This is a genomic window from Lysobacter sp. CC-YZS074 (assembly GCF_056739745.1).
In genome coordinates, this window is the sequence record NZ_CP200301.1 from 1,947,203 (window position 1) to 1,973,160 (window position 25,958).

Sequence of the window (25,958 nt, forward strand, 5' to 3'; positions counted from 1 at the left end):
CTGCGTCAACCGGCGAACGGCCAGCGACCTGCCTCGGTGTAGGCATTGCGGGCGCCGAGTTCGCTGTGGATCAGCACGAACGAATCCACCCGCCACCGCAGCGGTTCGATCGCGACCGGCGCAAGCGGCCGTGGCGCGTCGCGGACCACGGTGACATGCGGCACCAGCGACTTGCCCGACGCCACCCGCACGCCGGCCCGCGCCAGCGCGTCGCCCAGGGTGCTCCAGAGATGCGCAAGCCCCGGCGGGAGCGCCTCGCAACCGATCCACCAGGGGATCGAGCGGTTGCGGAAGCTCCCCGCCCGGTCGAGGGTGAAATCGAACGCGGGCACCGTGCCCGCCGCGCTGGCGGCCGCGCCTGCGGCCCGGTCGACCAGGGACGGCGGCAACTGCGCGAAGTCGCCCAGGAACTGCAGGGTCAGGTGGTAGCGGTGCGCACCGATCCGGCGTCCACCGCCACCGTGTTCCCGGTGCAGGCGCTCCGCCGCCTCGGCGATGTCGCGACGCAGCTCATCTCCGGGCCAGAGCGCGAAGAACAGTCGATGCAGGGTGGGCGGCGCGGTGTCGAAGCCGGCCAGGCCGGGTTGGTCCATGGAGATCTCCCGCGGGCGTGGACAAGGACGGGACGCCCGTCGCCGGCACTATCGCAACGGCCGCACCCGGAACGCCAGGCTGATGCGCGGCCCGACCGGCTCCCGTGTCTTGGGGACGCCGTGTTCGTAGTGCAGCTGCGAGTCGTAGCTCATCAGCAACAGGCTGCCCGGCTCCAGGTCGACATGCAGCGAACGGCGCGGCGGCCGGTTCGGCCGGATCGCCATCCGCCGCGGTGCGCCCAGCGACAGCAGCGCGATCGGATGCCGCGGCACCAAGATGTGCAACTTGTCGCCATGCGGGGCGACGCTGTCGTTGCCGTCCCGGTAATGGTTCAGGCCGACCGCGTTGAACGGGGTGTCCACCTCCGCGCGGACCGCCGCGGCCGCTTCCCGCAGGGCCGGCGGCAGCGCGGGATCGCGTAACCGCCAAGAGGCGGTGAGCCGCGGCACGTCGACCACCCGGTCGTACATCGGCCGCCGCTGCGCCTGCCAGTCGATGCCCTCGCGCAGCGCCTCGAACCAGCGCGCGGCCGTCGCCGCATCGACCACGCCCGGCCGGTAGCGGATGCCGCATTCGGCGTCTTCCACCAGCACCCGCTCGCCTCCTCCGGGGAAGGCGTCGAACAGTCCCGGTTGGCCTGCGGCGGGCGACATGGCCACAACATGGGGCCGGCGCGTCGCGTCCACTGCGACGCGCGAAACGCCGGTTGGCGGCGGTTCACCGGCCGCCGCCCGGCTCAGGCGTCGAGTTCGCCCCAGCGCAGGTAGGCCGCGTCGAGCTCCGCCTGCGTCTCGGCCAGGACGCGATTGTGTTCGGTGATCTGGCCGCTGTCGCGCTGGTAGAACGCGGGGTCGTTCATCTCGGCGGTCATCGCCTCGATGCGGGTCTCCAGCGCCTCGATCGTGGCGGGGAGTTGCTCCAGCTCGCGCTGTTCCTTGTAGCTCAGCTTGCGGGCGGCCGCGTTGGGCGCCGCGGGCGCCGGGACCGGCGTCGACGCGGCTCCGCCCGCCATCGGCTCCAGCTTGCCCGCCGACGGGCGTGCATCGCGTGTCGGGCGCTGCCGCAGCCAGTCGCTGTAACCGCCGACGTATTCGCCAACCCGTCCCTCTCCCTCCATCACCAGGGTCGAAGTCACCACGTTGTCGAGGAAGTCGCGGTCGTGGCTGACCAGCAGCAGGGTGCCGGGGTAGTCGCCCAGCAGTTCCTCCAGCAGTTCCAGCGTCTCGACATCGAGGTCGTTGGTCGGTTCGTCCATCACCAGCAGGTTGGACGGCTGGGCGAAGAGTTTGGCCAGCAGCAGGCGGTTGCGCTCGCCGCCCGAAAGCCGCGTGATCGGCGCGCGGGCGCGCTCGGGGGTGAACAGGAAGTCCTGCAGGTAGCCGATCACGTGCTTCTGCTTGCCGCCGACCTCGACGAACTCGCGGCCCTCGGCGACGTTCTCGATCGCGTTCCAGTCCTCGCGCAGGGTCGCGCGGTACTGGTCGAAGTACGCGACCTGCAGATTGCTGCCGAGCTTCACCTCGCCGGCGGTCGGCGCCAGCTCGCCCAGCAGCGCCTTGAGCAGGGTGGTCTTGCCACTGCCGTTGGGGCCGATCAGGCCGATGCGGTCACCGCGGAACACGGTGGTCGAGACGTCGTCCAGCAGCAGGCGGCCGCCGTAGCCGAAGGTGACGTGCTTGGCCTCGATGACCTTCTTGCCGGAATTCCCGGCCTGGGCGAACTCCATCCGGACGTTGCCGGTGCGTTCGCGCCGCTGCGCACGCTCCTCGCGCATCGCCTTGAGCCGCCGCACGCGGCCTTCGTCGCGGGTGCGGCGGGCCTTGATGCCCTGGCGGATCCAGACTTCCTCCTGCGCCAGCAGCTTGTCGAAACGCGCGTTCTCCTGCGCCTCGGCGTTGAGGCGCTCCTCGCGGCGGCGTTCGTAATTGGCCCAGTCACCGGGCCAGCTGGTCAGCTGGCCGCGGTCGATCTCGACGATGCGGGTCGCCAGCGCGCGCAGGAAACGTCGATCGTGGGTGACGAAGATCAGCGCGCCCTGCCAGGACTTCAGGAAGGCTTCGAGCCAGTCGATCGACTCGATGTCGAGGTGGTTGGTCGGCTCGTCCAGCAGCAGCAGGTCCGGCGCCGACACCAGCGCGCGGGCCAGCAGCACGCGGCGCTTCATGCCGCCGGACAGGCCGGAGAACGGCGCGTCGCCGTCGAGGCCCAGTTTGTCGAGGGTTTCGACGACGCGCTGGTCGGCGCTCCAGCCCTGCGCGGCGTCGATCTTCGCCTGCACCGCGGCCATCGCGTCGGCGTCGAACTCGTCGGCGTGGCTGAGGTGGTGGAACTCGGCCAGCCACTTGCCCAGCTCGCCCATGCCGTCGGCGACCACGTCGAACACGTCGCCGTCGGCCCCGGCCGGGACTTCCTGTTCGAGCCGGGCGATGCGCGCGCCCCCCTCGCGGCGGACCTCGCCGTCGTCGGGGACGATGTCGCCGGCGATGAGCTTGAGCAGGGTGGACTTGCCGGCGCCGTTGCGGCCGATCAGCGCGACGCGCTCACCGGGTTCGACCGCGAAATCGACGTTCTCGAGCAGCAGCGGGCCGCCGACGCTGTAGTCGACGTTGTTCAGGGTAATCAGGGGCATCCGGCCATTCTACGTGGCCCACGCCGCCATCCGCCGCGCGCATGCGTCAGTAGCGCGAACGCGCGTCCACTTCCACCCGGATGTGCTCGGCCAGCCAGTCATTGCCCCATGGCCGCGCCTGGATCCGGACCACGTCGCCGGCCTCGAGCTGCTCGGGCCGCAACCATTGGCCGCGGTACTCGACCCGGGTGCGGCTGTCGTAGCGCACCCGTTCCGGCCGGCCGCTGTAGCCGCCGCGCGTGATCTCCAGGACCTGGGCACGGGGATCGATCCAGCGCACCGAACCACGCAGGTCGCCGCCGTAGTAACCGCCGCCGTAGCTGTCGCGGACGTTGTGCACCACCTCGATATCACGGGCCCACAATGCGTCGCCGGACCGCACCGCCTCGACGCTGATGCGGTCGCCCCGTTCCAGCCCGGCGGGGTCATGCAGCTGCCCCTGGTAGACCAGGCGGGTATTGCGGTCGTACCGCAGCTCGACCTGGGACACGCGGCCGCCGTAGCCGCGGTCGGCCGTCAGGAGGATGCGTCCGTAGCGCGGGTCCACGTCCTGCACCGTGCCGAGGATGCGCTCGCTGCCATAGCCGTAGCTGTCGCCTTGGCCGTGGCCGCCGTCGGGAGCGCCATAGCCGCCGTATCCGGTCATGCAGCCGGCGAGCAGGAACGCGGCCGCGGCAAGGATCAGCCAGCGGGCGGCGGTACGCAGCCGCCGCATGGAATCGGTCCGAATGGTCATGGCTCGGCTCCTGGTCGCGGGGTTCCGAGCATCGTTGGCGGGAGGTGAACCGGGGGTTATCGGGGCGGGTGGCGGTTCAGGCAGGCGGCGGTGCGTGGCGCACGTTGTTCCGGTGCATGGATGCCTGGGAATCCAGCACGTGTGGTCGAAGCGCGCGTCGCCGCGCGCGCTCTGATGGCTGCGTCCACTCGGGTGAATGCCCGTGCTTTGGTAGGAGCGGCTTCAGCCGCGATCGTGGAATTGTCCGCCCGCGACAACTTCCGATCGCGGGTGAATCCGCTCCTGCAACGGCCGAGAACCGGCGCCGGATTTCAGGAACTGCACGACAACATCGAACATCCCGCCCTCGTCCGCGCCCAGTCCGGCCGCTTCGCCGCGAACGCTTCCCGCCCCGGCTGGTCGTCGTATGGCCGGCGCATCACATCGAGCAGTTCCATTACCGCTTCCGGCTCACCTGCGGAGGCGCGGTCGATCGCCTGCTGGGCGAGGTAGTTGCGCAGCACGTAGCGCGGATTGGCCAGCCGCATGCGCTCCCGTCGCTCGGCCGGAGCCAGCGAATCGTCGCGCAGGCGCCGGGCATAGCGGGCCAGCCATTCGTCGAGTGCGGCGGCCGACGCCGCGCGCCTGCCGTCGTCGTAGAACGCCGCTCCCAACGTCGCGCTGAAATCCGCCGACTGCGACTCGGAACCGGCCTCCGGCGCGAAGTCCAGCAGCGCCCGGAACATCAGCGTCATGTCGACCTCCGCGGTCCGCATCAGGTCCCGCAGCGCCTGCATCAGTTCGACGTCGTCGTCGCGGCATCCGGCCAGGCCGAGCTTGCGGGCGGTGTTGTCGCGGTCGGCCGCGGTGTAGCTGTCGATGTAGCGCTGCAGCCCGTCCTGCAGGCGCTCCACGCCGTCGAACAGCGGCGACAGCGCCGCCGCCAGCCGGCCGAGGTTCCAGTACGCCACCGCCGGCTGCTGGCCGAAGCGGTAGCGCCGGTGCTGGCGGTCGGTGGTGTTGGGGGTCCAGTCCGGGTCGTAGTTGTCGATCCAGCCGTACGGGCCGTAATCGATCGTCAGGCCGAGGATCGACAGGTTGTCGGTGTTCATCACGCCGTGGACGAAGCCGACCCGCATCCAGTGGCCGACCATCACCGCGGTGCGTTCGCAGACCTCGGTGAACCACGCGCCGTACAGCGCTTCGCCATCGCCGCGCAGGTGCGGATAGTCGCGGGCGATGCAGACGTCGGCCAATCGCCGCAGCAGCTCGAAATCGCCGCGCGCGGCCGGCAGCTCGAAGTTGCCGAAACGCAGGAACGACGGCGCCACGCGGCAGACGATCGCGCCGGGCTCCGGTGCCGGGTGGCCGTCGTAGAACATGTCGCGCACGACCGGCTCGCCGGTGCCGACCAGGCTCAGCGCGCGGGTGGTCGGCACGCCGAGGTGGTGCATCGCCTCGCTGCACAGGAACTCGCGCACCGACGAGCGCAGCACCGCGCGGCCGTCGGCGCTGCGCGAGTACGGCGTTGGTCCGGCGCCCTTGAGCTGCAGCTCCCAGCGTTGTCCGGCGGCGTTGACCGTCTCGCCGAGGCTGATCGCGCGGCCGTCGCCGAGCTGCCCGGCCCAGTGGCCGAACTGGTGGCCGCCGTAGTTGGCGGCGAACGGCTGCATGCCAGGCAACAGCTCGTTGCCGGCGAAGACGCGGGCAAAGTGGTCGGAAGCAACATCCTCGGCGGAGATGCCGAGCGCCTGCGCCATCTCCGCCGACTGCGCGACCAGGCGCGGTGCCGCGACCGGCGTCGGGTCGACCGCGGACCACGCCTGCGCGACCTCGCGCACGCCGGGGCCGACGCGTGGGTCGCCGGGCAGCTCGCGGATGAAGGCGTTGTCGAAGTCGAATTGCAACATCCGGAGATCGTATCGCCCTCGTCGTAACGACTCCGTTCGTTGGCGCGACGACCGTGGGAGCGACGTAAGTCGCGACCGCGCAGCGCGATCCGAAGCCGAAGAACCTGAAGACCGGTGCCACGCCCCAAGCCTGCCTGCTGCAGCGGCTGGAACTTCTGGGGCGTTCGCGACTTACGTCGGCCCTGCAACGGCAGGCGGCCGTCGCAGCAGCGGCTTCACGGCAGATGGAGCATTTGCAACGCCCGTGACAGGTGGACGGATACAATTGCCGCCCCCCGACCGGCCCTGCCGGCGCCAACGAGAGAAGCGATGAGCGCCGAAACGCCCGCGACCCCCAACACCCCGCCCGCCGACGCTGCGGCCACCGACACCGTAAAGTTCACCGACCTCGCCCTGCCGGAGCCGCTGCTGCGCGCGCTCGCGGACGTGGGTTACGAGTCACCGTCGCCGATCCAGGCCGCGACCATCCCGCCGCTGCTGGCGGGCCGCGACGTGCTCGGCCAGGCGCAGACCGGCACCGGCAAGACCGCCGCGTTCGCGCTGCCGGCCCTCGCCAATATCGACCCCGCGCAGAAGGCGCCGCAGGTGCTGGTGCTCGCGCCGACCCGCGAGCTGGCGATCCAGGTCGCCGAGGCGTTCCAGAAGTACGCCCACCACCTGCCCGGCTTCCAGGTGCTGCCGATCTACGGTGGCCAGAGCTACTACCCGCAGCTGCAGGCGCTCAAGCGCGGCGTGCAGGTCGTGGTCGGCACGCCCGGCCGGGTGATCGACCATCTGGAGCGCGGTTCGCTGGACCTGTCGCAGCTGCGCTGCCTGGTGCTCGACGAGGCCGACGAGATGCTGCGCATGGGCTTCATCGACGATGTCGAGGCGGTGCTCAGGAAGACCCCGGAGACCCGCCAGGTCGCGCTGTTCTCTGCCACCATGCCGCCGCAGATCAAGCGCATCGCACAGACCTACCTGAAGGACCCGGTCGAGGTCGCGATCAAGGCGAAAACCAGCACCGCGACCAACATCCGCCAGCGCTACTGGTCGGTCAGCGGCGTGCACAAGCTCGACGCGCTGACCCGCATCCTCGAGGCCGAGCCGTTCGACGCGATGATCGTGTTCGCCCGCACCAAGCTAGGCACCGAGGAACTGGCCGACAAGCTGGCCGCGCGGGGCATCGCCGCCGCCGCGATCAACGGCGACGTGCAGCAGGCGCAGCGCGAGAAGACCATCCAGAACCTCAAGGACGGGAAGATCGACGTGCTGGTGGCGACCGACGTCGCCGCGCGCGGCCTCGACGTGGAGCGCATCAGCCACGTCCTCAACTACGACATTCCGTACGACACCGAGAGCTACGTCCACCGCATCGGCCGCACCGGTCGCGCCGGGCGCAAGGGCGAGGCAATCCTGTTCGTGACCCCGCGCGAGCGCGGCATGCTGCGCGCGATCGAGCGCGCCACCCGGCAGCCGATCGAGCCGATGGAGCTGCCGAGCATCGAGACCGTCAACGAGCAGCGCGTGTCCAGGTTCCTCGGCCGCATCGGCGAGGCGCTGGAGGGCGAGGACCTGTCGCTGTTCCGCGAGCTGGTGGAACGCTACGAACGCGAGCAGAACGTGCCGGCGGTGGAGATCGCCGCCGCCCTGGCGAAGCTGGTGCAGGGCGACAACCCGCTGCTCCTGACCGCCCCGGCACGGCCCGAGCGCAAGCCGTTCGAGCGCCCCGGGCACGGCAAGGGATACGAACCGCGCGGCCGGTCGTTCGACCGCGAACCGCGCGATGACCACCGCGCCCCGCGCCCCGCCGCCGCGCACCCGCCGCGCCACGACGACCGCGGCACCACCCCGCCGGCCGCCACCGGCAACGCCGGCGAGATGCTGTTCGACGACGCGCCGGCGACGCGCCACGAGCCGCGCGAGCGCCCCGCCCGTGCTCCGCGCGAGGCCGATGTCGGCATGGAGACCTTCCGCATCGAGGTCGGCCACCACCACGGCGTGCAGCCGGGCAACATCGTCGGCGCGATCGCCAACGAGGCCGATCTGGAAAGCCGCTACATCGGCCGCATCGACATCCGCGACGAGTACACCCTGGTCGACCTGCCCGAGGGCATGCCGCGCGAGCTGATGGAGCACCTCAAGCGCGTCTACGTCGCCGGCCAGCCGCTGAAGATCCAGCGTGCCGGACCGGGCGATGCCGAGGGCGGCCGCGGTCGGCCGGGCGGACGACCCGGTGGCCACCGGCCCGGCGGTCCGGGCGGCCCGCGCCGTGGCGGACCGCACGGTGCCGGGCCGCGCAAGCCGTTCAAACCGCGCCCGCCGCGCTGAGGACGCCCCAACCGCCGGGAGGAGCGCCATGGAATTGCCGGACGTCGTGCAGACGGGACTCGCCCTGCTGGGTGCGCTGCTGCTGGCGTTGCCGGTCGGCTGGAACCGCGAGAAGCACAGCCGGATCATGGGCGTGCGCACGTTCCCGCTGGTCTCGCTCGGGGCCTGCGGCTACGTGCTGGTCGCCCGCGAGTTCATCGGCGACGACGACCCGGCGGCGACCGCGCGTATCCTCCAGGGCCTGATGACCGGCATCGGCTTCGTCGGCGGCGGCGCCATCCTCAAGCACGACGACCACGTGACCGGCACCGCGTCCGCGGCCAGCATCTGGGTGGTCGGCGCCATCGGCGCTGCCGCCGGCTTTGGCTACTGGGGCCACGCGGTCATGCTGGCGGCGATCAACTTCGTCGTCGTGGCCGCGTTCGGGCGCTTCAAGCATGATCCGGACGACGCGGGTCGGGCGTAGGAACGGCTTCAGCCGCGATCGGTCGATCGGCCGCCCGCATCGATTCCGCGATCGCGGCTGAAGCCGTTCCTACAACGGACCGGTGCATTCGGGTTGTTTGAGGCGCATGGCGCTTTCGAAGCGGCGCGGCTGCCCGGAAAGCGGGTCTACGAATGACAACCTGCGCGCCAGCAGCTGCAAAGGCCGACCGAAGTCATCCGCGCCCTCTTCCCGCAGCCGCGGATAGAACGGATCGCCGAGGAGCGGCGCGCCCAGCGCCGCCATGTGCACGCGAAGCTGGTGCTTGCGCCCGCTGACCGGCTCCAGCGCATAGCGCCAGTACGCGTCGCCGCGCTCCAGCACGTCGATCCGGCTTTCGCTGTTGGGTTCGCCCGTTACCTCGGCCATGCGAAAGAACGGTTCGCCGCGACCCAGCCGGCTGCGGCGCACGTGCGGGAACTCGATAGCCGGCAGCGGCGGCGCCAGCGCCTCGTAATGCTTGCGGATGCGCCGCTCGCGAAACAGCGCCTGGTAGGCGGCGCGCGTGTCGGGATTGGCCGAGAACAGCACCAGTCCGGCGGTGCCGCGGTCAATCCGGTGCAGCGGCACCAGCGCCGGATTGCCGAGCCGCCGGACCAGCCGGGCCAGCAGGGTCTGCTCGACGAACGCCCCCGCCGGCGCCACCGGCAGGAAGTGCGGCTTGTCCGCCACCACCAGGTGTTCGTCCACGTGCAGGACAGCCTCGTCGAACGGGATCCGCGGCTCCTGCTCCACCTCGCGGAAATAGCGCACCTCCAGGCCGACGCGGTACGGCGCGTCCGGCGCGAGCACGTGTCCGCCACCGTCGGTGACCCGGCCGCGCGCGAACCGCGACACCCACTGGTCGCGCGACACCCGCGGAAAATGCGCCACCAGTCCGTCCAGCAGCGTCGTCCAGGGGCCGGGCGGCAGTTGCAGGCGACTCGGGGGCATGGCGGCGGGCGGCGACGCAGTGCTCATCGCCACACGCTAGCAGCTCCCCGGCGGGACTCCCCACCGGACCGTCCACACGGTGAAAAAATGATGTCGGCGTACGCGGCCGCCGTGCTAGCCTCGCCGCTCGAAGGGGAGTAGCTCCCGATCGCCACGGCCGTCAATACGAGCATCCGCTCCGGTCCGGCGGCACGTCACCACGTGCGAGCAAGACCTTCGCGACCCTGCAGGGATGGTCATCCGTCATCCGCAGGACACGTACCGCGCGCCAGCATTCCTGCCGGCGCGTTGCCCATCGCGAAGGAAAAAAACCAATGGAAGCACTGGCGAACCCCGAACTGTGGATCGCGCTCGCGACGCTGACGGCGCTCGAACTCGTCCTCGGCATCGACAACATCATCTTCATCTCGATCCTCGCCGGCCGCCTGCCGGTCGAACAGCGTGACCGCGCCCGCAAGGTCGGCATCATGCTGGCCGCCGTTACCCGGCTGGCCCTGCTGTTCGCCATCGCGTGGATCATCGGCCTGACCGCGCCGCTGTTCTCGGTGTTCGGCCACACCTTCTCCTGGCGCGACCTGATCCTGATCGGCGGCGGCCTGTTCCTGATCGCCAAGGCGACCCACGAGATCCACCAGAAACTGGAGGGCGCGTCCGAACACGTCGCCCCCAGCGCCGCCGCGACGTTCGGCGGCGTCATCACGCAGATCATGCTGCTGGACATCGTGTTCTCGCTGGACTCGATCATCACCGCGGTCGGCATGGTCGACGAGCGCTGGGTGATGGTCACCGCCATCGTCATCTCGATCGTCTTCATGCTCGCCTTCGCCCGCCCGATCAGCGACTTCGTCGAACGCCACCCGACGGTGAAGGTGCTCGCGCTCAGCTTCCTGCTGATGATCGGCCTGGTGCTGATCGCGGACGGCTTCGGCGTGCACATCCCGAAGGGCTACATCTACGCGGCGATGGCCTTCTCAGTGTTCGTCGAAATGATCAACCTGTGGATCCGCCGGCGGCAGGCGAAGGCCACGCCGGTGAAACTGCACGAGAAGTACGTCGGGGCAAGCGACGACCCCGCAGGTCCGGCCGGGCACTGAGGACTCCACCGCAGCGGCCGCGGAGGGCCGGACGTTCCGCGGCACTGCCGCCGACGGCCGGCGGAGGCGACCCCGTCATCGGGGTCGCCTCCGCGCCCGCGCTGGCGGCCCTCAGCGCTCCAGCGACGCCGTGTCGATGACGAAGCGGTACTTCACGTCGCTGCGCTGCATGCGGTCGTAGGCGTTGTCGATGTCCTGCGCGGCGATCATCTCGATGTCCGCTACGATGCCGTGCTCGGCGCAGAAGTCGAGCATCTCCTGGGTCTCGGCGATGCCGCCGATCAGCGAACCCGCGATCGAACGACGGCCGAAGATCAGCTGGCCAACGCCGGGGCTCGGATGCGCGTGCTCCGGCACCCCGATCAGGCACAGCGTGCCGTCGCGCTTGAGCAGTTCGGTGAAGGTGTCGAGATCGTGGCTGGCGGCCACGGTGTCGAGGATGAAGTCGAACGTGCCCGCGTGCTTCCTGACTTCCTCGAGGTTGCGCGACACCACCACTTCGTCGGCACCCAGGTCCAGCGCGTCCTGCCGCTTGTTCTCGGACGTGGTGAAGGCGACGACATGCGCGCCCATCGCATGGGCGAGCTTGATGCCGACGTGGCCGAGGCCACCAATGCCGACGATGCCGACCTTGGAACCCGACCCGACCTTCCAGTGGCGCAGCGGGGAGTACGTGGTGATGCCGGCGCAGAGCAGCGGCGCCACCGCGGCCAGCCGCGCTTCGGGGTGGCGGATCTTCAGCACGAACCGGTCGCTGACGACGATGCGTTGCGAGTAGCCGCCGAGCGTGTGCCCCGGCGCGTCCGCGGTGCGGCCGTTATAGGTCCCGATGAAGCCGTTCTGGCAATACTGCTCGAGGTCTTCCGCGCAGGCGGGGCAGTGCTGGCAGCTGTCGACCATGCATCCCACGCCGACGGTATCGCCGACCTTGAAGCCGGTGACCTCCCCGCCGACGGCGCTCACGTGGCCGACGATCTCGTGGCCGGGTACGCACGGGTAGCGCGTGCCGCCCCATTCCGCGCGCACCGTGTGCAGGTCGGAGTGGCAGACGCCGCAATAGGCGATGTCGATCTGGACGTCGTGGGGACCGGGTGGGCGTCGTTCGATGTCCATCGCTTGCAGCGGCTTGTCGCCGGCGAGTGCGCCGTAGGCCTTCGTATTCATCGGGATCTCCGTCGTGTGGGGTTGCGTTGTGGGACAGGCTACGCCGCAATCTTCGGGACATCACGCCCGGCGCCTTGCCACCTCCGCGACGAAGCACGCGCCGGACAAGTCATCGCCCCGCCCCGCTAGAATGACGCCCCCTCCCGTCCGGCTCATCCGCATGGCGCTCAAATCCACCGTGGTCAAGGCCGAGTTGCAGGTCAGCGACATGGACCGGCACTACTACGCCACCCACAACCTCACCCTGGCGCAGCACCCGTCGGAGACCGACGAGCGGCTGATGGTCCGGCTGCTGGCGTTCGCCCTGTATGCCGACGAGAAGCTGGAGTTCGGCCGTGGCCTCAGCGACGAGGACGAGCCGGCATTGTGGAAACGCGGCTACACCGGCGACATCGAGCTGTGGATCGAGTTGGGCAATCCCGACGAGTCGCGCATCAAGAAGGCGTGCGGGCGCTCGGAGCAGGTCGTGGTGGTGAACTACGGCGGCCGCGCGTCCGACCTCTGGTGGGAGCGCACGGCCAGCTCGCTGACCCGCCTGAAGAACCTCACCGTGATCGATATCCCGTCCGACGTGGTCGATGCCCTGCCGGCGATCGGCGAGCGCGGGATGCGGCTCAACGCGCTGATCCAGGACGGCGAGCTCCAGCTGATGGGCGAGCGCGGCAGCGTGTCGCTGCGGCCCACGGTGCGGACCGCGGCCGCCGGCTGATCCGGTCGCGGACGACAACGTGACCGAGCACGCCGACGTCATCGTCATCGGCGCCGGTGCCGCCGGGCTGATGTGCGCCCTCACCGCGGGCCGGCGCGGGCGGCGGGTGCGGGTGGTCGAGCACGCCAACAAGGTCGGCAAGAAGATCCTCATGTCGGGCGGTGGACGCTGCAACTTCACCAACACCGGCACCACGCCCGACAACTACCTGTCGGCCAACCCGCATTTCTGCAAGTCGGCCCTCGCCCGCTATACGCCGTGGCATTTCATCGACATGGTGGAGCGGCACGGCATCGCGTACCACGAGAAGGAACTCGGCCAGCTGTTCTGCGACGTGTCGTCCAAGCTGATCGTGCAGATGCTGCTGGACGAGTGCGCGGCCGCGGGGGTGCGGATCGAAACGCACTGCAGCGTCGAGCGGGTGGTACATGGCGGTGATGGCGCATTCCGGCTCCACACCGCGCGTGGGGTGTTGTCCGCACCGTCGCTGGTGGTCGCCTGCGGTGGATTGTCGATCCCCAGCATGGGCGCCAGCGGCTTCGGTTGCGACCTGGCGCGGCAGTTCGGCCACGCGGTGCTGCCGACGCGCGCGGGGCTGGTGCCGCTCACGCTCAGTGGCAAGCACCAAGAGCGCTTCGCCGACCTGAGCGGCGTGGCACTGCCGGTCACCGCCCGCTGCAATGGCCAGGCCTTCAGCAACTTCATGCTGGTCACCCATCGCGGCATCAGCGGGCCCTCGATCCTCCAGATCTCCTCCTACTGGCAGCCCGGCGACGACCTGCGGCTGGACCTGCTGCCTGGCACCGATGCACTGGATGCCCTGCAGCGATGGCAGGCGGAAAGGCCCGCGGCGGAACTGAAGACCGTGCTCGGCGAAGTCATGCCCAAGCGGTTCGCCCACCGGCTGTGCGAGGTGTGGCTGCCGAACCGGCCGATGAAGCAGTACAACGCCCCGCAATTGCGCGAGGTCGCCGCGGTGCTGGAAGACTTCGCGCTCGTGGCGAGCGGAACGGAGGGCTACCGCACCGCCGAGGTCACCTTGGGCGGCGTCGATACCGACGGCGTGTCGTCAAGCACGATGCAGTCGCGCACGGTGCCGGGTCTGTATTTCGTCGGCGAGGTTCTCGACGTGAGCGGCTGGCTCGGCGGGTACAACTTCCAGTGGGCCTGGGCCTCCGGGCACGCCGCCGGGTTGGCGGTGTAGCGAAGGTTTCCGCGGCTTGCCAGGCGCCACGCGTTGGCGACTGTCCGGGCTTCTCCCGGCTGGCCGGGCGGAGATTCGCGCCCAGTCAGAAATGACGCGAACCCGCGGAGGCGTTCCAAGGCGCGAAAACCAGGACAGCTCTCCTAGCCCGGCATCTCTCCATACACGCGCCCGGTTTCGCCTGGCTTGTACAACGTGCCCGCCGGATCCCGCGGAGCGACGTCCTTCTGCTGCCGGCCGGCCTGGATGGCTGCCATCTTGTCGGCGAGCCTGGGCATCAGCTTCGAGGCCATCGTGTTCATCCGCGCCATGGCACCAACCTTGACGTCACGCCCGCCATCGGTCGCGGCTCCGAGGATCGCCTCGGCGACGCGCGAGGGGTCGATCATCGGGTCGGGCAGCTTCGGCTCGCGGTCCATGTAGTTGCGGGCGTGCTGCGGGTACGGCGTGTTGACCGCGGTGGGCTGGATCAGCGTGATCGACACCGGTGCGTCGTCCACCTCCTCCACCTCCACCCGCAACGCGTCGGTGAAGCCCTTCACCGCGTGCTTGGAGGCGGAGTACATGCCCTGCAGCGGCACCACCGCGTCGGAGACCTCGCTGCCGACGTTGATCAGCGCGCCGCCGCTTGCACGCAGGTGCGGCAACGCCGCCAGCGAGCCGTTGACCACGCCCCAGAAGTTGGTATCGAACAGTCGGCGGCTGTCCTCCTCGCTGACCTCGACCAAGCGACCGTAGATCGCCACGCCGGCGTCGTTGATCCAGGTGTCGATCCGGCCGAAGCGCTGGATCGCGGCGCGCGCGGCGCCTTCCACCTGCTCGCGGTCGCCGACGTCGGCGGTCACCGCGACCGCTTCGCCGCCTGCCGCCTCGATCTGGCCGACCACGGTGGCGAGGGTGTCGCTGCTGCGGGCGACGAGGACCAGCCCGGCGCCCTGCTCGGCCGCCATCAACGCGGTGCACAGGCCGATGCCGCTGGAAGCGCCGGTGATCACCATCACCTGCTGGTCGAGTGGTTTGAGCCTGGACATGGGACTCCTCGATGGGCTGCGGTCAGGAGAGGATCCTTTCCAGCTCCTCCAGCGGCGTGTTGGTCAGGTTCTTGTCGACCTCGCCACAAAGACGCTCACGCACTTCCTTGTGCAGCAGCGGACGCACCTCGCCAAGGGTTTTCTCGTCGGCCACCAGCACCAGGTCCCGGTACTGGTGCTTGAGCGCGCCGTCGTTGAGGCGCTGCGCCAGCTGCTTGGCGAAGGTCGCCTTGTCGATGCGGAAGTCGTCGGTACCGTCCGGCATCGAGCCCGACGGACCGTCGTCGTTCATGTTCACCAGCTCGAGCTGGTCGTACTGGTGCAGCGAAATCCGGCGTTCATCGCCGCGGTTGCGGAACACGCGCGCGCCCTCGCCGTCGGCGACGATGACCAGTGCTTCGTTGGGGATCTGCATGGGGGCTCCTTGCGGCCACGACGGGGTTGGTCGCGGCGATGGCGCGCATCGCCGCGACCGGGGCGGTCAGTCGGCGCCCTTCTCGGCCTTGTGCTTCGCCATGGCCGCGTCGAACTCGGCACGGCTCACGTTGCCGTCGCTGTCGGCATCGGCCGTCTCGTGCTTCTCGCGCGCGGTGGCGGCGAACTCGTCGGCCGACACACCGCCGTCGTTGTTCCCGTCCATCTTGCGGACCTTCTCGTTGAAGTCCTCCGCGGTCTTTTCGCCGTCGCCCGCCTTGTCGGCATGGGCGGCCTGCATCTCCGCCGCGGTAACGCGGCCGTCGCCGTCGCCATCGGCGCGGGAGAACATGTCGCGGGCGGCACTGCCGGACTCGGCGGCGGTCACCATGCCGTCGCCGTCGGCATCCATCTTCTGCCATTCACCCTTCTCGTTGGCCAGGGCGGCGCCACCGAAGGCCAGCAGCGAGGCGGTGGACAGCGCGAGCAGGGTGCGGGAGCGGAGCGAGCGTGTGCGGATCGGAATCATTGGTGCTCTCCTGGGGGAATACGCGGGATGCGCGGATGAGTGCGATCGACCGTATTCCGCCCTCCGTTATGCACACGTGTACCGCCGGTGGCGACACGGCCCGGCCGGTGACGCACGTACCGGTGCGCCACGAGACGGCCGGCGCCATCGGAGCCGCTGCATGCCCTGCACGCCGCGCGACACCGGCGACCCCGACCGTCCGCTACCCTTTTGTCCGCACTTCCGGAGCCGCCCGATGACGAACTCGCCCCGCCCGAACGCCGTCCTCCTGGGCGCCCTGCTGTCCGCTGCATTGCTGCTGTGCGCCTGCACCCCACCGGGACCGCCGCCAGGCGGCCGCGTCGCCGAGCTGCAGCGCATCGAGGTGGCGGAGGGCGCCGGCGCCCGCGCCTCGCCCGGTGACGAAGTCAGCGTCCACTACACCGGCTGGCTGTACGACGAGGACGCCCCCGACCGGCGCGGCGAACAGTTCGACAGCTCGCGCGGGCGCGGCGAGCCCTTCACCTTCCTGCTCGGCGCCGGGCGGGTGATCCGCGGCTGGGACGAAGGGGTCGCCGGGATGCGGGTCGGCGGCAAGCGGGTGCTGCTGATCCCGCCGGAATACGGGTACGGACGCAAGGGTGCGGGCGGGGTGATCCCGCCGGAGGCGTCGCTGGTGTTCGAGGTGGAGCTGCTGGGGGTGGAGGAGCGCTGATTGGGCTCCACCATCGGAACTCCACAACGGGGCCCGGGCTTTTGTAGGAGCGGCTTCAGCCGCGATCGTGGAGTCGGCTCGAGCGGACGATCATCCGATCGCGGCTGACGCCGCTCCTACAAAAGCCCGGGCAGTCGCAAAAGCCCGGTCCCGCAGACACACACTCGGCAGCAAAAAGACAGGCGTGCAGGCGGTCAGAACGGCCGCGGCAATCCCAGCAGCGGCGCGAATACCCAGTACAACCCGCACAGCACCAGCGCCCAGAGCGCGAGCCGCAACGCGAAGCCGGCCACCTTGAGCGCCAGCCACACGCACAACACGACGAGGACGATTCCGATCCAGCTCACGCGTCTTCCCCGCCGTCTTCCTCCGTGTCCACCGGCGCCAGCCGCAGGTGGTGGAAGTCGAAGCTGAAGTCGGTCAGCGGCGAGATCGCCTCCATCCGCACCGCGCGCACTTCGCCATCGGGGTCGAGATCGAAGTCCAGGAAGGCGTCGGCATTCAGCCAGCGCTCGTCCCAGCGCACCACGAAGGTGTCGTGCTGCCAGTGCGACAGGCTGCCGACCAGCGCGGGGCTGCGGGTGAAGCGGACGCGCAGGCCGTCCTCGCCCTGCTCGACCACCACGTCGCCATACCAAGGGTCGCGATAGGTACCGGCGTAATCGTCCAGCGGCAGCGAGGGACGGGAGCCGGTGTCGCGCGCGGCGACGTGCTTGCGCCAGTCCTCGTCGGCTTCGTCCTGCGACTGGCCGCGCGCTTCCAGGTAAGCCGCCGTCCAGTCGGTGGCCGGCGCACCGAGCATCGCGTCGAGCGCCCGCATCGTCACCGAGTTGAAGGCACCGTCGACCTCGGCGCTGGTCAGCACGACGATCCCGAACTCCTGTTCGGGCACCAGGGTGATGCGCGAGTAGAAGCCGGGCCAGCCACCGGTGTGCCAGACCAGCCGCTCGCCGCGGTAATCGGAAACGTTCCAGCCCTGCGCGTAGCCGCGGAAGTTCGGCGCCGCGGCGGCGAGCGCGGCAACTTCGGACGGCTCGCCGAGCGGGATCGGAGTCAGCACGTTCCACATGTCGCGCTGCTGCGCCTCGCCGAACAGGCGCCTGGCGTCGCCGCCGGCCCCGTCGATGACACCCTGGTCGAGCTGCACCTGCACCCATCTGGCGAGGTCGTGCACGCTCGAGTACAGCCCGCCGGCGCCGGACACGTTGCTCCACGACATCCGCGGCGCGGCCACCAGATCGGTGAAGTTCGCCTTGGAGTAGCCGGTGGCGACGTTGTCATCCGCGCGCAGGTGGTCGCTGTTGAAACGGGTCTCGTCCATGCCGAGCGGTTGCAGGATGCGCTCGCGCAGGAAGGCCTCGAACGTCTGCCCGCTGGCCGCCTCGATCACCAGCTGGGCGACGCCGAACAGGATGTTGTCGTAGGCGTACTGCTCGCGGAAGCCGCCGTCGATCGGCACCTCGGCCAGTCGGCGGGCGACTTCCTCGGTGGTGTAGTCGGTGCCCGGCCAGTACAGCAGGTCGCCGGCGCCGAGCGCGAGGCCGCTGCGGTGCGCGAGCAGGTCGCGGATGCGCATCTCGCGGGTGATGTACGGATCGGACATGCGGAACCACGGCAGGTGGTCGATCACCCGGTCGTCCATCGCCAGCTTGCCGTCCTGAGCCAGCATCTGCAGCGCGGTGGCGGTGAAGGCCTTGGTGTTGGACGCGATCGCGAACATCGTGTGCGCGTCGACCGGCTCGCGGGATTCCAGGTCCTTGACCCCGTAGCCGCGCTCCAGCACCACCTCGCCGTCCTTGACGATGGCGACGGCGATCGCGGGCACGTCGAACTGCTCGCGGACGTTGTCGATGTAGGCGTCGAAGTCCTGCAGCGGGGCGGCGGCCGGCGCGGTGGTCGTGGCACCCAGCGGGGACGTCTGCGCGACGGCGGTGGCGCCCGGCGCCGTGGCCTGCGCGGCGGCTGTGCCCGGCGACGCGGTCTGCGCCGCGGCGTTGGTGGCCAACGACAGGCCGAGCGCGAGCAGCGTCGCGCGCAAGAGGATGGTGTCGGACATGCAGGCTCCCCGGAAGCGAAGGATGGACCTTACCGCAGCCCGCGCTCCCGGCGGCCCGAGATGTCCGCCATCTGCCATCCGCCATCCGTCGCCGTCGCCGTCGCCCGTAGGAGCGACGTGAGTCGCGACCCACTGACAGACCGACCACGTTGCGGATAACGCGGGCCCCCGTTCGCGCGACCGGGACAACGGGGCGAGTGCACGGCAATGCGGTGCTCCGGTGGTCAGTGGGTCGCGACTCACGTCGCTCCTACCAAAGCCCCGTCCTAGCGCGGCATGCGATCCTTTGCGGCCGCATAATCGTCCGCCTCCCATGCCCGACCCCACCACCCTCCCCGGCCTCGCGATCATCGGCGGCGGCCCCGCCGGCCTGATGGCGGCCGAGGTCGCGCGCGCGGCGGGTGTCGAGGTCGACCTGTTCGAAGGCAAGGGCTCGGTCGGGCGCAAGTTCCTGATCGCCGGCAAGGGCGGGCTCAACCTCACCCACGGCGAGCCGCGGCCCGCGTTCGACGCACGCTACCGCGAGCGCCGCGCCGAAGTCGCCGACTGGCTCGACGACTTCGACGGCGAAGCGCTGCGCGAATGGGCACGCGGACTCGGCGTCGGCACCTATGTCGGCAGCTCCGGCCGGGTGTTCCCCGACGACCGCAAGGCCGCGCCGCTGCTGCGCGGCTGGGTGCGGCAGCTGCGCGACCAGGGCGTGAGCTTCCACGTCGGCCACCGCTGGCTGGGCTGGGAGGCCAACGGTGCGCTGCGCTTCGCGACGGCGGACGGTGAGCAACTGGTCCACGCCGGTGCCGCCGTGCTCGCACTCGGTGGTGCCAGCTGGCCGCAGCTGGGTTCCGACGGCGAGTGGCAGCCGTGGCTCGCCGCGCGCGGCGTCGACGTGGCGCCGCTGGTGCCGGCCAACTGCGGTTTCGACATCGGGTGGAGCGCGCACTTCGCCGAGCGCCACGCCGGCGCGCCGCTGAAACCGGTCGTCGCGCACTGGCAGGAGGGCGGCCGCGAGCACGCGCTGCAGGGCGAATGCGTGGTGACCGCGACCGGCATCGAAGGCAGCCTGGTCTACGCACTCTCCGCGCCGCTGCGCGAGGCGATCGCTCGCGATGGCGAGGCAATGCTGTGGCTCGACCTCGCGCCCGGCCGCGAGCTGGCACGGCTGCAGCGGGACCTCGCCGCGCCCCGCGCGGGGCGCAGTACCAGCGAACACCTGCGGCGCCATGCCGGGCTGGCCGGCGTGAAGGCGGCGCTGCTGTACGAGGTACTGGGGCGCGACGGGCTGGGCGATGCACGGCGCGTGGCGGCGACGATCAAGCGCCTGCCTGTGGTGTTGAAGCGGCCGCGACCGGTGGCCGAGGCGATCAGCAGCGCGGGTGGGGTCCGGCTGGAGGCACTGGACCGGCGGTTGATGCTGGAGGCGCTGCCGGGAGTGTTCGCCGCCGGGGAGATGCTCGACTGGGAGGCACCGACGGGCGGGTACCTGCTGACCGCGTGCTTCGCCAGCGGCAAGCGCGCCGGGCTGGCCGCAGTCGAGTGGCTGCGGCGGTAGCGGCCCCATCCCTCTCCCGCGCCGTCCGGGGCTCTTGTAGGAGCGACGTAAGTCGCGACCCACTGACAAGTCGATCCGGACGCGGTGAACGCGAGGCTTCCTCCAAGCGACCGACACCGCGAAATGAACCGCGCCACCACGGGCTTCTGTAGGAGCGGCTTCAGCCGCGATCGTGGAGTCGGCGCGGGCGGACGGTCATCCGATCGCGGCTGAAGCCGCTCCTACAACAGCCAGTGCAGCAGCCGGTCGCGGATCTCCCGTCTCGGCCGTTCGAACGCGGCGGGATCCGCGTTGAGCGCGGCCAAGTCGGTCTGTCAGGGGGGTCGCGACTTACGTCGCTCCTGCGGAATCCGGCCCGGCCAGGTCATCGAGGATCGGGCAATCCGGGCGGTCGTCGCCGTGGCAGCGGCGGGCGAGTTGCTGCAGCGTGCGCTGCATGGCCTGCATTTCCTCGATCTTCCTGCCGAGTTCGTCGGCGTGCGCCTCGGCCAGGTGCTTGACCTCGGCGCTCGCGCGTTCGCGGTCGTCCCACAGGCCCAGCAGGGTCTCGATCTGCTTCACCGGGAAGCCGAGCGAGCGGCTGCGCTTGATGAAGCGCAGGCGATGCAGGTCGGCGTCGGAATAGATGCGATAGCCGGCGAAGGTGCGGCCGGCCGGCGGGATCAGGCCGATCGCCTCGTAGTGGCGGATCATCTTTGCGGTCACGCCGCTCAGCCGCGCGGCGTCGCCGATGTTGTGCAGGCCGTCGGCCAGCGCCTCGGCCAGCTCGGGCCGGGCGTTCTTCTTCGCCATCACGCCACCTCCCTGGTCGCCTGCGGGGTCCAGCGCCGCAGCAGCAGGGTGTTGGCGACCACGCTGACGCTCGACAGCGCCATCGCCGCGCCGGCCACCACCGGGTCGAGCAGGCCGGCGGCCGCCAGTGGCAGGCCGACCACGTTGTAGACGAACGCCCAGAACAGGTTCTGCCGGATCTTGCCGCTGGTGCGCCGCGAGATCGCGATGGCGTCGGCGACCAGCCGCGGATCGGGCCGCATCAGCGTGACGCCGGCGGCGTGCATGGCGACGTCGCTGCCGCTGCCCATCGCCATGCCGACATCCGCCGCCGACAGCGCCGGCGCGTCGTTGATGCCGTCGCCGACCATCGCCACCCGGCCGTGCGCCTTCAGCGACTGCACCGCGTCGACCTTGTCGCCGGGCAGGACCTCGGCGCGCACGTCGTCGATGCCGAGCACGTCGGCCACCGCCTGCGCGGCGCCGCGGTTGTCGCCGGAGATCATCGCGGTGCGGATGCCGAGCGCGTGCAGGGTCGCGACCGCTTCTCTCGCCTCGGCGCGCGGGGCGTCGTGGAAGGCCAGCAAGCCCAGCAGCCGCACGCCGGCGTCGCCCTGCTCCGCCAGCCAAGAGACGCTGTGGCCGCTGCCGGCGAGCGCATCGGACTCGGCGCGCAGGGCACCCGCGGACGCCAGCGCGCCCTCCTCGTCCATCCAGCGGCTGCTGCCGAGCAGCAACCGGCGGCCTTCGACCTCGCCGCTGACGCCGCGGCCGGCCACCGCGCGAGTGCCGTGTGCCGGTGGCAACGACAGCCCGGACGCGGCCTCGCGTACCGCGATGGCGAGCGGATGCTCGCTGCCGGCCTGCAGCGCCGCGGCCAGCCGCAGCAGCGCCGCGTCGTCGCCGTCGAGCGCGACGTGACGGGCCAACCGCGGCCGCCCCTCGGTCAGGGTGCCGGTCCTGTCGAACGCGACCACGTTGACGGCGCGCGCGTTCTCCAGCACCTCGGCGTCCTTGATCAGGATGCCGGCGCGCGCGGCGACGCCGGTGCCGGCCATGATCGCGGTCGGCGTGGCGAGCCCGAGCGCGCATGGGCAGGCGATCACCAACACCGCGACCGCGTGCAGGATCGCCGCGCTCCAGTCGCCGCCGATGAAACCCCAGCCCAGCAGCGTCAGCGCGGCGATGCCGACGACCACCGGCACGAACACCGCGCTGACCCGGTCGACCAGCCGCTGGATCGGCGCCTTCCTGGCCTGCGCGTCCTCGACCAGCCGGATGATCCGCGCCAGCGCGGTTTCGGCGCCGACCGCGACGGTGCGCAGCCGCAGCCGCCCCTCGCCGTTGAGCGCGCCGCCGGTGACCCGGTCGCCGGGCTCCTTCGCCACCGGCAGCGACTCGCCGGTGATCAGCGATTCGTCGGCATGGCTGCGGCCGTCGACCACCTCGGCATCGACCGGGATCCGCTCGCCCGGCCGCACCACCACCTCGTCGCCGACCACCACGTCGGCCAGCGGCAGTTCGCGCTCGACGCCGTCGCGCAGCACCCGCGCGGTCGCCGGGCGCAGCGCCTGCAATGCGCGGATCGCCTCGGTGGTCTGGCGCTTGGCGCGCGCCTCCAGCCACTTGCCCAGCAGCACCAGCGTGATCACCACCGCGGACGCCTCGAAATACAGGTGCCCGCTGCCGGCCAGCAGGTGGTACACGCTCAGGCCATAGCCGGCGCTGGTACCGAGCGCGACCAGAAGGTCCATGTTTCCAGTGCCGGCCTTCAGCGCCGCCCAGCCGCCGCGGTAGAACCGCGCGCCGAGCCAGAACTGCACCGGCGTGGCCAGCGCGAACTGCACCCAGCCCGGCACCATCCAGTGCACGCCGAACGGCATCAGCAGCATCGGCAGCACCAGCGGCGCCGACAGCAGGATCGCGATGAAGAGGTGGCGCAGCTCGCGCGAGCGGCGCGGGTCCGGCGCCGGCATGGCAGCATCGGTGGTGTCCGCTGCGACCTGCGGCAGGCGCGCGGTGTAGCCGGCCCGGGTCACGGCGGCGAGCAGGTCGGCCTCCAACCCGTCGCGCCGGACCGCCGTTACCTGCGCCCGCTCGGTGGCGAGGTTCACCTCCACCCCGAGCACGCCCGGCACCGCCGCCAGCGCCTTCTCGACCCGGCCGACGCAGGACGCGCAACTCATGCCCGCGATTTCAAGGTCGACCGATCCGGTCGCGACCCCATAGCCGGCCTTGCGCACCGCCTCGGCCAGCGTCGCCAGCGGCACGTCGCCGCCGGTCCGGATGTCGGCGTGCGCGGTAGCAAGGTTGGCGCTGGCCGACTCGACCCCGGGAACCGCCGCCAGCGCCTTCTCGATCCGCCCGACGCAGGATCCGCAGTTCATGCCCTCGACCTCGAGGCGGAACTCGCGTGGCGTATCGGCGGGATGGGCGGCGGCGTTCATGGGGTTCTCCGGAGCGGGCATGGCCATCATGCTCCGGCTTCCCATCATGGGAAGGTCAACCTGCCGCCGGTTCAGGCCGCGACGTCGCCGTCCGCTGCCACGGCATCGACCAGCGGCTGCAGCGCCGGATTCAGCGCGACCCGCTCGTCGAACACGAAGCAGCGCCCTTCGTAGCCGAAGCCGCCGACCTGCTCGAAGTAGCCGAGGATGCCGCCGTCGAGCTGCAGCAGGTTGTCCATGCCGTCGGCCTGCAGGTGCAGCGCGGCCTTCTCGCAGCGGATGCCGCCGGTGCAGAAGCTGACCACGGTCGCGTCGGCCAGCGCCTCGCGGTGCGGCGCGAGCGCCGCCGGCAGCTCGGTGAAATTGTCGATCGGCAGGGTCAGCGCGCCGGCGAAAGTGCCGTGGCCGAACTCCTCCCGGTTGCGGGTGTCCAGCAGCACCAGCCGGCGGCCGGCGTCGTCGTGGCCCTGCCCGATCCAGCGCTGCAGGTCGGCCGGAACCACCACCGGCGCGCGCCCGGCCAGCGGCGACGCGTCGGCACGGCGGAAGCTGATGATCTCCGGCTTCACCTTGACCTTGAGCCGGGCGAACGGCTGGGCGCGGCTGTGACTGGCCTTGGCGATGAGGTCGGCGAAGCGCACATCGCTCCGCAACCAGCCGAGGAATCCTTCGACCTCTGTCGTGGCGCCGGCCAGGAACAGGTTGATGCCCTCGCCCGCCACCAGCACGGTGCCGCGCAGCGCCGCGGCTCCCGCGCGCTCGCGCACGGCGTCGGCGAGCGCGGCCGGGTCCTCGATGGCGGTGAAGTGGTAGGCGGCGACGTTCAGGATCATCCGCCGATTTTACCGGCCGCCGGCCCCGCGGCCGGGACATCGGGCACCTTCTCGCGGCGTGGATGCCGGCGGCGCTAGCGTGGCTCCAGACCCACGCAGCACCGACGGAGGCCGCATCACATGAAAGTCCTGCTCAACACCGACAACCACGTCCAGGGCGACGAAGCCCTTGCCCAGCACGTCGAGGAAGTGGTCACCGATGCCCTCGGGCGCTTCGGCAGCCAGGTGATGCGGGTGGAGGTGCACCTGGCGGACGTGAATGCCGGCAAGTCGGGCGACGACGACAAGCACTGCACGATGGAAGCCCGGCTTGAGGGCCGGCCACCGGCCACCGCCACCGCGGAGGCCCCCACCATGCGCGGCGCGATCGGTGGGGCGGCGCGCAAGCTGCAGCGGGTGCTGGACAGCTCCCTGGGCAAGCTGGGCCACTGACCGGCACGGGTTTCCGCTGACCCGACCCCACCCCGCGGACAGGACGCACATGACCTCGCGCGTGCAATGGCTGCTGCTGCAGCTCAGCCGGCGGCTGTGGGTGCGGGTGACCCTGTTCTCCGTGCTGGCGGTGGGCACCGCGCTGCTGGCGGTCGTGGTCGCCCCGTACATCCCCGCCGGGATACCGGCCACGGTCGGTGCCGACGCGGTCGGCAGCATCCTCGGGGTCATCGCCACCAGCATGCTGGCGGTCACCATCTTCTCGCTCAGCACGATGGTGACGGCCTACATCGCCGCCAACAGCAACGTCACCCCGCGGGCGATCCGCCTGCTGGTGGAGGACGCCACCGCGCACAACGCGCTGGGGACCTTCGTCGGCGCGTTCCTGTTCAGCCTGGTCGGAATCATCGCGCTCAACACCGGGCTGTACCGGGTGCAGGGGCGGCTGGTGCTGTTCATTGCGACGCTGGCGGTGATCGCGTTCGTGGTGCTGACCCTGCTGCGCTGGATCGACCACGTGTCCACCCTCGGGCAGGTCGCCGAGACCACCCACCACATCGAGAAGGCTACCGCCGAGGCCATGCACGAGCGCCACAAGCGTCCCCACCTCGGCGGCACGCCGCTGCAGCCCGGGAGCGTGCTGCCCGAGGGCGCGGTCGCGGTGTTCGCGCGGCGCATCGGCTACGTGCAGCACGTCGACATCCATGCGTTGGCGGCACTGGTCGAGCCCTATGAGCGCGCCGAGGTCTACCTGGCCGCCCTGCCCGGTGCGTTCGTCGATCCCGCGCGCGAGCTGGCGTGGGCGGTCGGGGTGCCCGCCGAGGCGGAGGACGGCATCCGTACCGCGTTCACCGTCGACGACCTGCGCACGTTCGACCAGGATCCGCGCTTCGGCATGATCGTCCTGTCGGAGATCGCCTCGCGGGCGCTGTCGCCGGCGGTCAACGACCCGGGGACCGCCATCGACGTGCTCGGCCGGGGCGTGCGCCTGCTGGCCATCTGGAGCGAACCGCACGAGGACGCCGGCGAGCCGCCGCGCCACCCCAGGGTGCACGTGCCGGCCATCGACGTCGCGGACCTGTTCGACGACCTGTTCACCCCCATCGGACGTGACGGCGCGGCCGTCGTGGAGGTCGGGCTGCGGCTGCAGAAGTCGCTGCTGGCGCTGGCGCGACTGGGCGATGCCGATTACGTACGCCACGCCAGGCGCCACTCGGCCGAGGCGCTGGAGCGCGCATTGCCGGGGCTGGTGATCGAGGCCGACCGGATCCGGCTGCGCGAGGCCGCCGCGCAGGTGGCGGCGGTGCCCCTGCGAGGGACCCCACCCACAAACGGCGGCAACTCCACACCGCCCGACGCAGGAGCGACGTAGGTCGCGACTCACTGACCATCGGAAGCGGAGCTCGGCGTGTGCTCGCGCGATTTCGCGGACGCGCGAACCGTCAGCGATCCCGCA

24 protein-coding genes are annotated in these 25,958 nt (G+C 70.8%); 9 read left to right on the plus strand and 15 right to left on the minus strand.

Going from position 1 to position 25,958, the window contains the following annotated elements; all coding sequences use genetic code 11:
- Nucleotides 1–5: 5 nt before the first annotated feature.
- The 5 genes from thpR to U8331_RS08790 form a co-directional block, all read right to left on the minus strand.
- Nucleotides 6–593 carry an RNA 2',3'-cyclic phosphodiesterase gene (gene thpR / locus U8331_RS08770; RefSeq protein WP_481130666.1) on the minus strand — a complete coding sequence of 196 codons (588 nt, stop codon included), beginning with the start codon at nucleotides 591–593 and terminating at the stop codon, nucleotides 6–8.
- 48 nt (nucleotides 594–641) lie between these two features.
- Nucleotides 642–1,247 (minus strand): alpha-ketoglutarate-dependent dioxygenase AlkB family protein, encoded by a 606-nt coding sequence (locus U8331_RS08775; RefSeq protein WP_481130667.1) that lies wholly within the window; start codon nucleotides 1,245–1,247, stop codon nucleotides 642–644.
- A gap of 83 nt (nucleotides 1,248–1,330) precedes the next feature.
- Nucleotides 1,331–3,223, minus strand: coding sequence for an ATP-binding cassette domain-containing protein (locus tag U8331_RS08780; protein ID WP_481130668.1), 1,893 nt, complete (start codon nucleotides 3,221–3,223; stop codon nucleotides 1,331–1,333).
- A 46-nt stretch (nucleotides 3,224–3,269) separates the two neighbouring features.
- Entirely contained in the window at nucleotides 3,270–3,959 is a 690-nt protein-coding gene (locus U8331_RS08785) for a DUF5666 domain-containing protein (protein WP_481130669.1), read from the minus strand.
- A gap of 311 nt (nucleotides 3,960–4,270) precedes the next feature.
- On the minus strand, nucleotides 4,271–5,848 hold the full coding sequence (locus U8331_RS08790; RefSeq protein WP_481130670.1) for a protein adenylyltransferase SelO: 1,578 nt from the start codon (nucleotides 5,846–5,848) through the stop codon (nucleotides 4,271–4,273).
- A 309-nt stretch (nucleotides 5,849–6,157) separates the two neighbouring features.
- Between U8331_RS08790 and U8331_RS08795 the strand changes: the two genes are divergently transcribed.
- Both U8331_RS08795 and U8331_RS08800 read left to right on the plus strand, forming a co-directional pair.
- Nucleotides 6,158–8,158 (plus strand): DEAD/DEAH box helicase, encoded by a 2,001-nt coding sequence (locus U8331_RS08795; protein WP_481130671.1) that lies wholly within the window; start codon nucleotides 6,158–6,160, stop codon nucleotides 8,156–8,158.
- Between the two features lie 28 nt (nucleotides 8,159–8,186).
- Nucleotides 8,187–8,624 carry an MgtC/SapB family protein gene (locus tag U8331_RS08800; protein ID WP_481130672.1) on the plus strand — a complete coding sequence of 146 codons (438 nt, stop codon included), beginning with the start codon at nucleotides 8,187–8,189 and terminating at the stop codon, nucleotides 8,622–8,624.
- 69 nt (nucleotides 8,625–8,693) lie between these two features.
- On the opposite strand, the gene U8331_RS08805 is transcribed toward U8331_RS08800, so the two are convergent.
- Nucleotides 8,694–9,575, minus strand: coding sequence for a pseudouridine synthase (locus U8331_RS08805; protein ID WP_481130673.1), 882 nt, complete (start codon nucleotides 9,573–9,575; stop codon nucleotides 8,694–8,696).
- 314 nt (nucleotides 9,576–9,889) lie between these two features.
- On the opposite strand from U8331_RS08805, the gene U8331_RS08810 reads away from it, so the two are divergent.
- Nucleotides 9,890–10,669 (plus strand): TerC family protein, encoded by a 780-nt coding sequence (locus tag U8331_RS08810; RefSeq protein WP_481130674.1) that lies wholly within the window; start codon nucleotides 9,890–9,892, stop codon nucleotides 10,667–10,669.
- Between the two features lie 111 nt (nucleotides 10,670–10,780).
- Here the strand turns inward: U8331_RS08810 and U8331_RS08815 are convergent, their stop codons facing one another.
- Nucleotides 10,781–11,833 carry an NAD(P)-dependent alcohol dehydrogenase gene (locus U8331_RS08815; RefSeq protein WP_481130675.1) on the minus strand — a complete coding sequence of 351 codons (1,053 nt, stop codon included), beginning with the start codon at nucleotides 11,831–11,833 and terminating at the stop codon, nucleotides 10,781–10,783.
- A 160-nt stretch (nucleotides 11,834–11,993) separates the two neighbouring features.
- Here U8331_RS08815 and U8331_RS08820 point away from each other — a divergent pair, with 160 nt between their 5' ends.
- On the plus strand, nucleotides 11,994–12,542 hold the full coding sequence (locus tag U8331_RS08820; RefSeq protein ID WP_481130676.1) for a YaeQ family protein: 549 nt from the start codon (nucleotides 11,994–11,996) through the stop codon (nucleotides 12,540–12,542).
- Nucleotides 12,543–12,612: 70 nt separating this feature from the next.
- A complete protein-coding gene (locus U8331_RS08825; protein ID WP_481132937.1) occupies nucleotides 12,613–13,746 on the plus strand; it encodes a BaiN/RdsA family NAD(P)/FAD-dependent oxidoreductase in 1,134 nt (377 codons plus the stop codon).
- Nucleotides 13,747–13,889: 143 nt separating this feature from the next.
- On the opposite strand, the gene U8331_RS08830 is transcribed toward U8331_RS08825, so the two are convergent.
- The 3 genes from U8331_RS08830 to U8331_RS08840 form a co-directional block, all read right to left on the minus strand.
- Nucleotides 13,890–14,777, minus strand: a complete 888-nt coding sequence (locus U8331_RS08830; protein WP_481130677.1) for an SDR family oxidoreductase — start codon at nucleotides 14,775–14,777, stop codon at nucleotides 13,890–13,892.
- Nucleotides 14,778–14,799: 22 nt separating this feature from the next.
- Nucleotides 14,800–15,192, minus strand: coding sequence for a host attachment family protein (locus U8331_RS08835; RefSeq protein ID WP_481130678.1), 393 nt, complete (start codon nucleotides 15,190–15,192; stop codon nucleotides 14,800–14,802).
- 66 nt (nucleotides 15,193–15,258) lie between these two features.
- On the minus strand, nucleotides 15,259–15,720 hold the full coding sequence (locus U8331_RS08840) for an EF-hand domain-containing protein (protein WP_481130679.1): 462 nt from the start codon (nucleotides 15,718–15,720) through the stop codon (nucleotides 15,259–15,261).
- A 235-nt stretch (nucleotides 15,721–15,955) separates the two neighbouring features.
- Here U8331_RS08840 and U8331_RS08845 point away from each other — a divergent pair, with 235 nt between their 5' ends.
- On the plus strand, nucleotides 15,956–16,414 hold the full coding sequence (locus tag U8331_RS08845) for an FKBP-type peptidyl-prolyl cis-trans isomerase (RefSeq protein ID WP_481130680.1): 459 nt from the start codon (nucleotides 15,956–15,958) through the stop codon (nucleotides 16,412–16,414).
- A gap of 194 nt (nucleotides 16,415–16,608) precedes the next feature.
- Here U8331_RS08845 and U8331_RS08850 read toward each other — a convergent pair whose 3' ends face one another.
- Together U8331_RS08850 and U8331_RS08855 are read right to left on the minus strand one after the other, a co-directional pair.
- Nucleotides 16,609–16,761, minus strand: coding sequence for a hypothetical protein (locus U8331_RS08850; RefSeq protein ID WP_481130681.1), 153 nt, complete (start codon nucleotides 16,759–16,761; stop codon nucleotides 16,609–16,611).
- Entirely contained in the window at nucleotides 16,758–18,470 is a 1,713-nt protein-coding gene (locus U8331_RS08855) for a serine hydrolase (RefSeq protein ID WP_481130682.1), read from the minus strand. Before U8331_RS08855 ends, U8331_RS08850 begins: the two co-directional genes overlap by 4 nt.
- A gap of 313 nt (nucleotides 18,471–18,783) precedes the next feature.
- Here U8331_RS08855 and U8331_RS08860 point away from each other — a divergent pair, with 313 nt between their 5' ends.
- Nucleotides 18,784–20,019 carry a TIGR03862 family flavoprotein gene (locus tag U8331_RS08860; protein ID WP_481130683.1) on the plus strand — a complete coding sequence of 412 codons (1,236 nt, stop codon included), beginning with the start codon at nucleotides 18,784–18,786 and terminating at the stop codon, nucleotides 20,017–20,019.
- Nucleotides 20,020–20,349: 330 nt separating this feature from the next.
- Here the strand turns inward: U8331_RS08860 and cueR are convergent, their stop codons facing one another.
- From cueR to U8331_RS08875, 3 genes are all read right to left on the minus strand, one after another.
- A complete protein-coding gene (gene cueR / locus U8331_RS08865; RefSeq protein WP_481130684.1) occupies nucleotides 20,350–20,811 on the minus strand; it encodes a Cu(I)-responsive transcriptional regulator in 462 nt (153 codons plus the stop codon).
- The gene (locus tag U8331_RS08870) at nucleotides 20,811–23,237 is read right to left on the minus strand and encodes a heavy metal translocating P-type ATPase (protein ID WP_481130685.1); all 2,427 of its coding nucleotides are present in this window, start codon (nucleotides 23,235–23,237) and stop codon (nucleotides 20,811–20,813) included. The genes cueR and U8331_RS08870 overlap by 1 nt, the downstream gene beginning before the upstream one ends.
- A gap of 71 nt (nucleotides 23,238–23,308) precedes the next feature.
- Nucleotides 23,309–24,070 carry a sulfurtransferase gene (locus U8331_RS08875; RefSeq protein ID WP_481130686.1) on the minus strand — a complete coding sequence of 254 codons (762 nt, stop codon included), beginning with the start codon at nucleotides 24,068–24,070 and terminating at the stop codon, nucleotides 23,309–23,311.
- A gap of 120 nt (nucleotides 24,071–24,190) precedes the next feature.
- Here U8331_RS08875 and U8331_RS08880 point away from each other — a divergent pair, with 120 nt between their 5' ends.
- Together U8331_RS08880 and U8331_RS08885 are read left to right on the plus strand one after the other, a co-directional pair.
- Nucleotides 24,191–24,502, plus strand: coding sequence for an HPF/RaiA family ribosome-associated protein (locus U8331_RS08880; protein WP_481130687.1), 312 nt, complete (start codon nucleotides 24,191–24,193; stop codon nucleotides 24,500–24,502).
- Nucleotides 24,503–24,551: 49 nt separating this feature from the next.
- Nucleotides 24,552–25,874 (plus strand): DUF2254 domain-containing protein, encoded by a 1,323-nt coding sequence (locus U8331_RS08885; protein ID WP_481130688.1) that lies wholly within the window; start codon nucleotides 24,552–24,554, stop codon nucleotides 25,872–25,874.
- Nucleotides 25,875–25,958 lie beyond the last annotated feature (84 nt).

What these genes read in the sequence shown, in the direction of transcription:
- thpR (WP_481130666.1), bottom strand. Translation starts at nt 593, where the DNA reads ATGGACCAACCCGGCCTGGCCGGCTTCGACACCGCGCCGCCCACCCTG.
- U8331_RS08775 (WP_481130667.1), bottom strand. Translation starts at nt 1,247, where the DNA reads ATGTCGCCCGCCGCAGGCCAACCGGGACTGTTCGACGCCTTCCCCGGA.
- U8331_RS08780 (WP_481130668.1), bottom strand. Translation starts at nt 3,223, where the DNA reads ATGCCCCTGATTACCCTGAACAACGTCGACTACAGCGTCGGCGGCCCG.
- U8331_RS08785 (WP_481130669.1), bottom strand. Translation starts at nt 3,959, where the DNA reads ATGACCATTCGGACCGATTCCATGCGGCGGCTGCGTACCGCCGCCCGC.
- U8331_RS08790 (WP_481130670.1), bottom strand. Translation starts at nt 5,848, where the DNA reads ATGTTGCAATTCGACTTCGACAACGCCTTCATCCGCGAGCTGCCCGGC.
- U8331_RS08795 (WP_481130671.1), top strand. Translation starts at nt 6,158, where the DNA reads ATGAGCGCCGAAACGCCCGCGACCCCCAACACCCCGCCCGCCGACGCT.
- U8331_RS08800 (WP_481130672.1), top strand. Translation starts at nt 8,187, where the DNA reads ATGGAATTGCCGGACGTCGTGCAGACGGGACTCGCCCTGCTGGGTGCG.
- U8331_RS08805 (WP_481130673.1), bottom strand. Translation starts at nt 9,575, where the DNA reads ATGCCCCCGAGTCGCCTGCAACTGCCGCCCGGCCCCTGGACGACGCTG.
- U8331_RS08810 (WP_481130674.1), top strand. Translation starts at nt 9,890, where the DNA reads ATGGAAGCACTGGCGAACCCCGAACTGTGGATCGCGCTCGCGACGCTG.
- U8331_RS08815 (WP_481130675.1), bottom strand. Translation starts at nt 11,833, where the DNA reads ATGAATACGAAGGCCTACGGCGCACTCGCCGGCGACAAGCCGCTGCAA.
- U8331_RS08820 (WP_481130676.1), top strand. Translation starts at nt 11,994, where the DNA reads ATGGCGCTCAAATCCACCGTGGTCAAGGCCGAGTTGCAGGTCAGCGAC.
- U8331_RS08825 (WP_481132937.1), top strand. Translation starts at nt 12,613, where the DNA reads ATGTGCGCCCTCACCGCGGGCCGGCGCGGGCGGCGGGTGCGGGTGGTC.
- U8331_RS08830 (WP_481130677.1), bottom strand. Translation starts at nt 14,777, where the DNA reads ATGTCCAGGCTCAAACCACTCGACCAGCAGGTGATGGTGATCACCGGC.
- U8331_RS08835 (WP_481130678.1), bottom strand. Translation starts at nt 15,192, where the DNA reads ATGCAGATCCCCAACGAAGCACTGGTCATCGTCGCCGACGGCGAGGGC.
- U8331_RS08840 (WP_481130679.1), bottom strand. Translation starts at nt 15,720, where the DNA reads ATGATTCCGATCCGCACACGCTCGCTCCGCTCCCGCACCCTGCTCGCG.
- U8331_RS08845 (WP_481130680.1), top strand. Translation starts at nt 15,956, where the DNA reads ATGACGAACTCGCCCCGCCCGAACGCCGTCCTCCTGGGCGCCCTGCTG.
- U8331_RS08855 (WP_481130682.1), bottom strand. Translation starts at nt 18,470, where the DNA reads ATGTCCGACACCATCCTCTTGCGCGCGACGCTGCTCGCGCTCGGCCTG.
- U8331_RS08860 (WP_481130683.1), top strand. Translation starts at nt 18,784, where the DNA reads ATGCCCGACCCCACCACCCTCCCCGGCCTCGCGATCATCGGCGGCGGC.
- cueR (WP_481130684.1), bottom strand. Translation starts at nt 20,811, where the DNA reads ATGGCGAAGAAGAACGCCCGGCCCGAGCTGGCCGAGGCGCTGGCCGAC.
- U8331_RS08870 (WP_481130685.1), bottom strand. Translation starts at nt 23,237, where the DNA reads ATGAACGCCGCCGCCCATCCCGCCGATACGCCACGCGAGTTCCGCCTC.
- U8331_RS08875 (WP_481130686.1), bottom strand. Translation starts at nt 24,070, where the DNA reads ATGATCCTGAACGTCGCCGCCTACCACTTCACCGCCATCGAGGACCCG.
- U8331_RS08880 (WP_481130687.1), top strand. Translation starts at nt 24,191, where the DNA reads ATGAAAGTCCTGCTCAACACCGACAACCACGTCCAGGGCGACGAAGCC.
- U8331_RS08885 (WP_481130688.1), top strand. Translation starts at nt 24,552, where the DNA reads ATGACCTCGCGCGTGCAATGGCTGCTGCTGCAGCTCAGCCGGCGGCTG.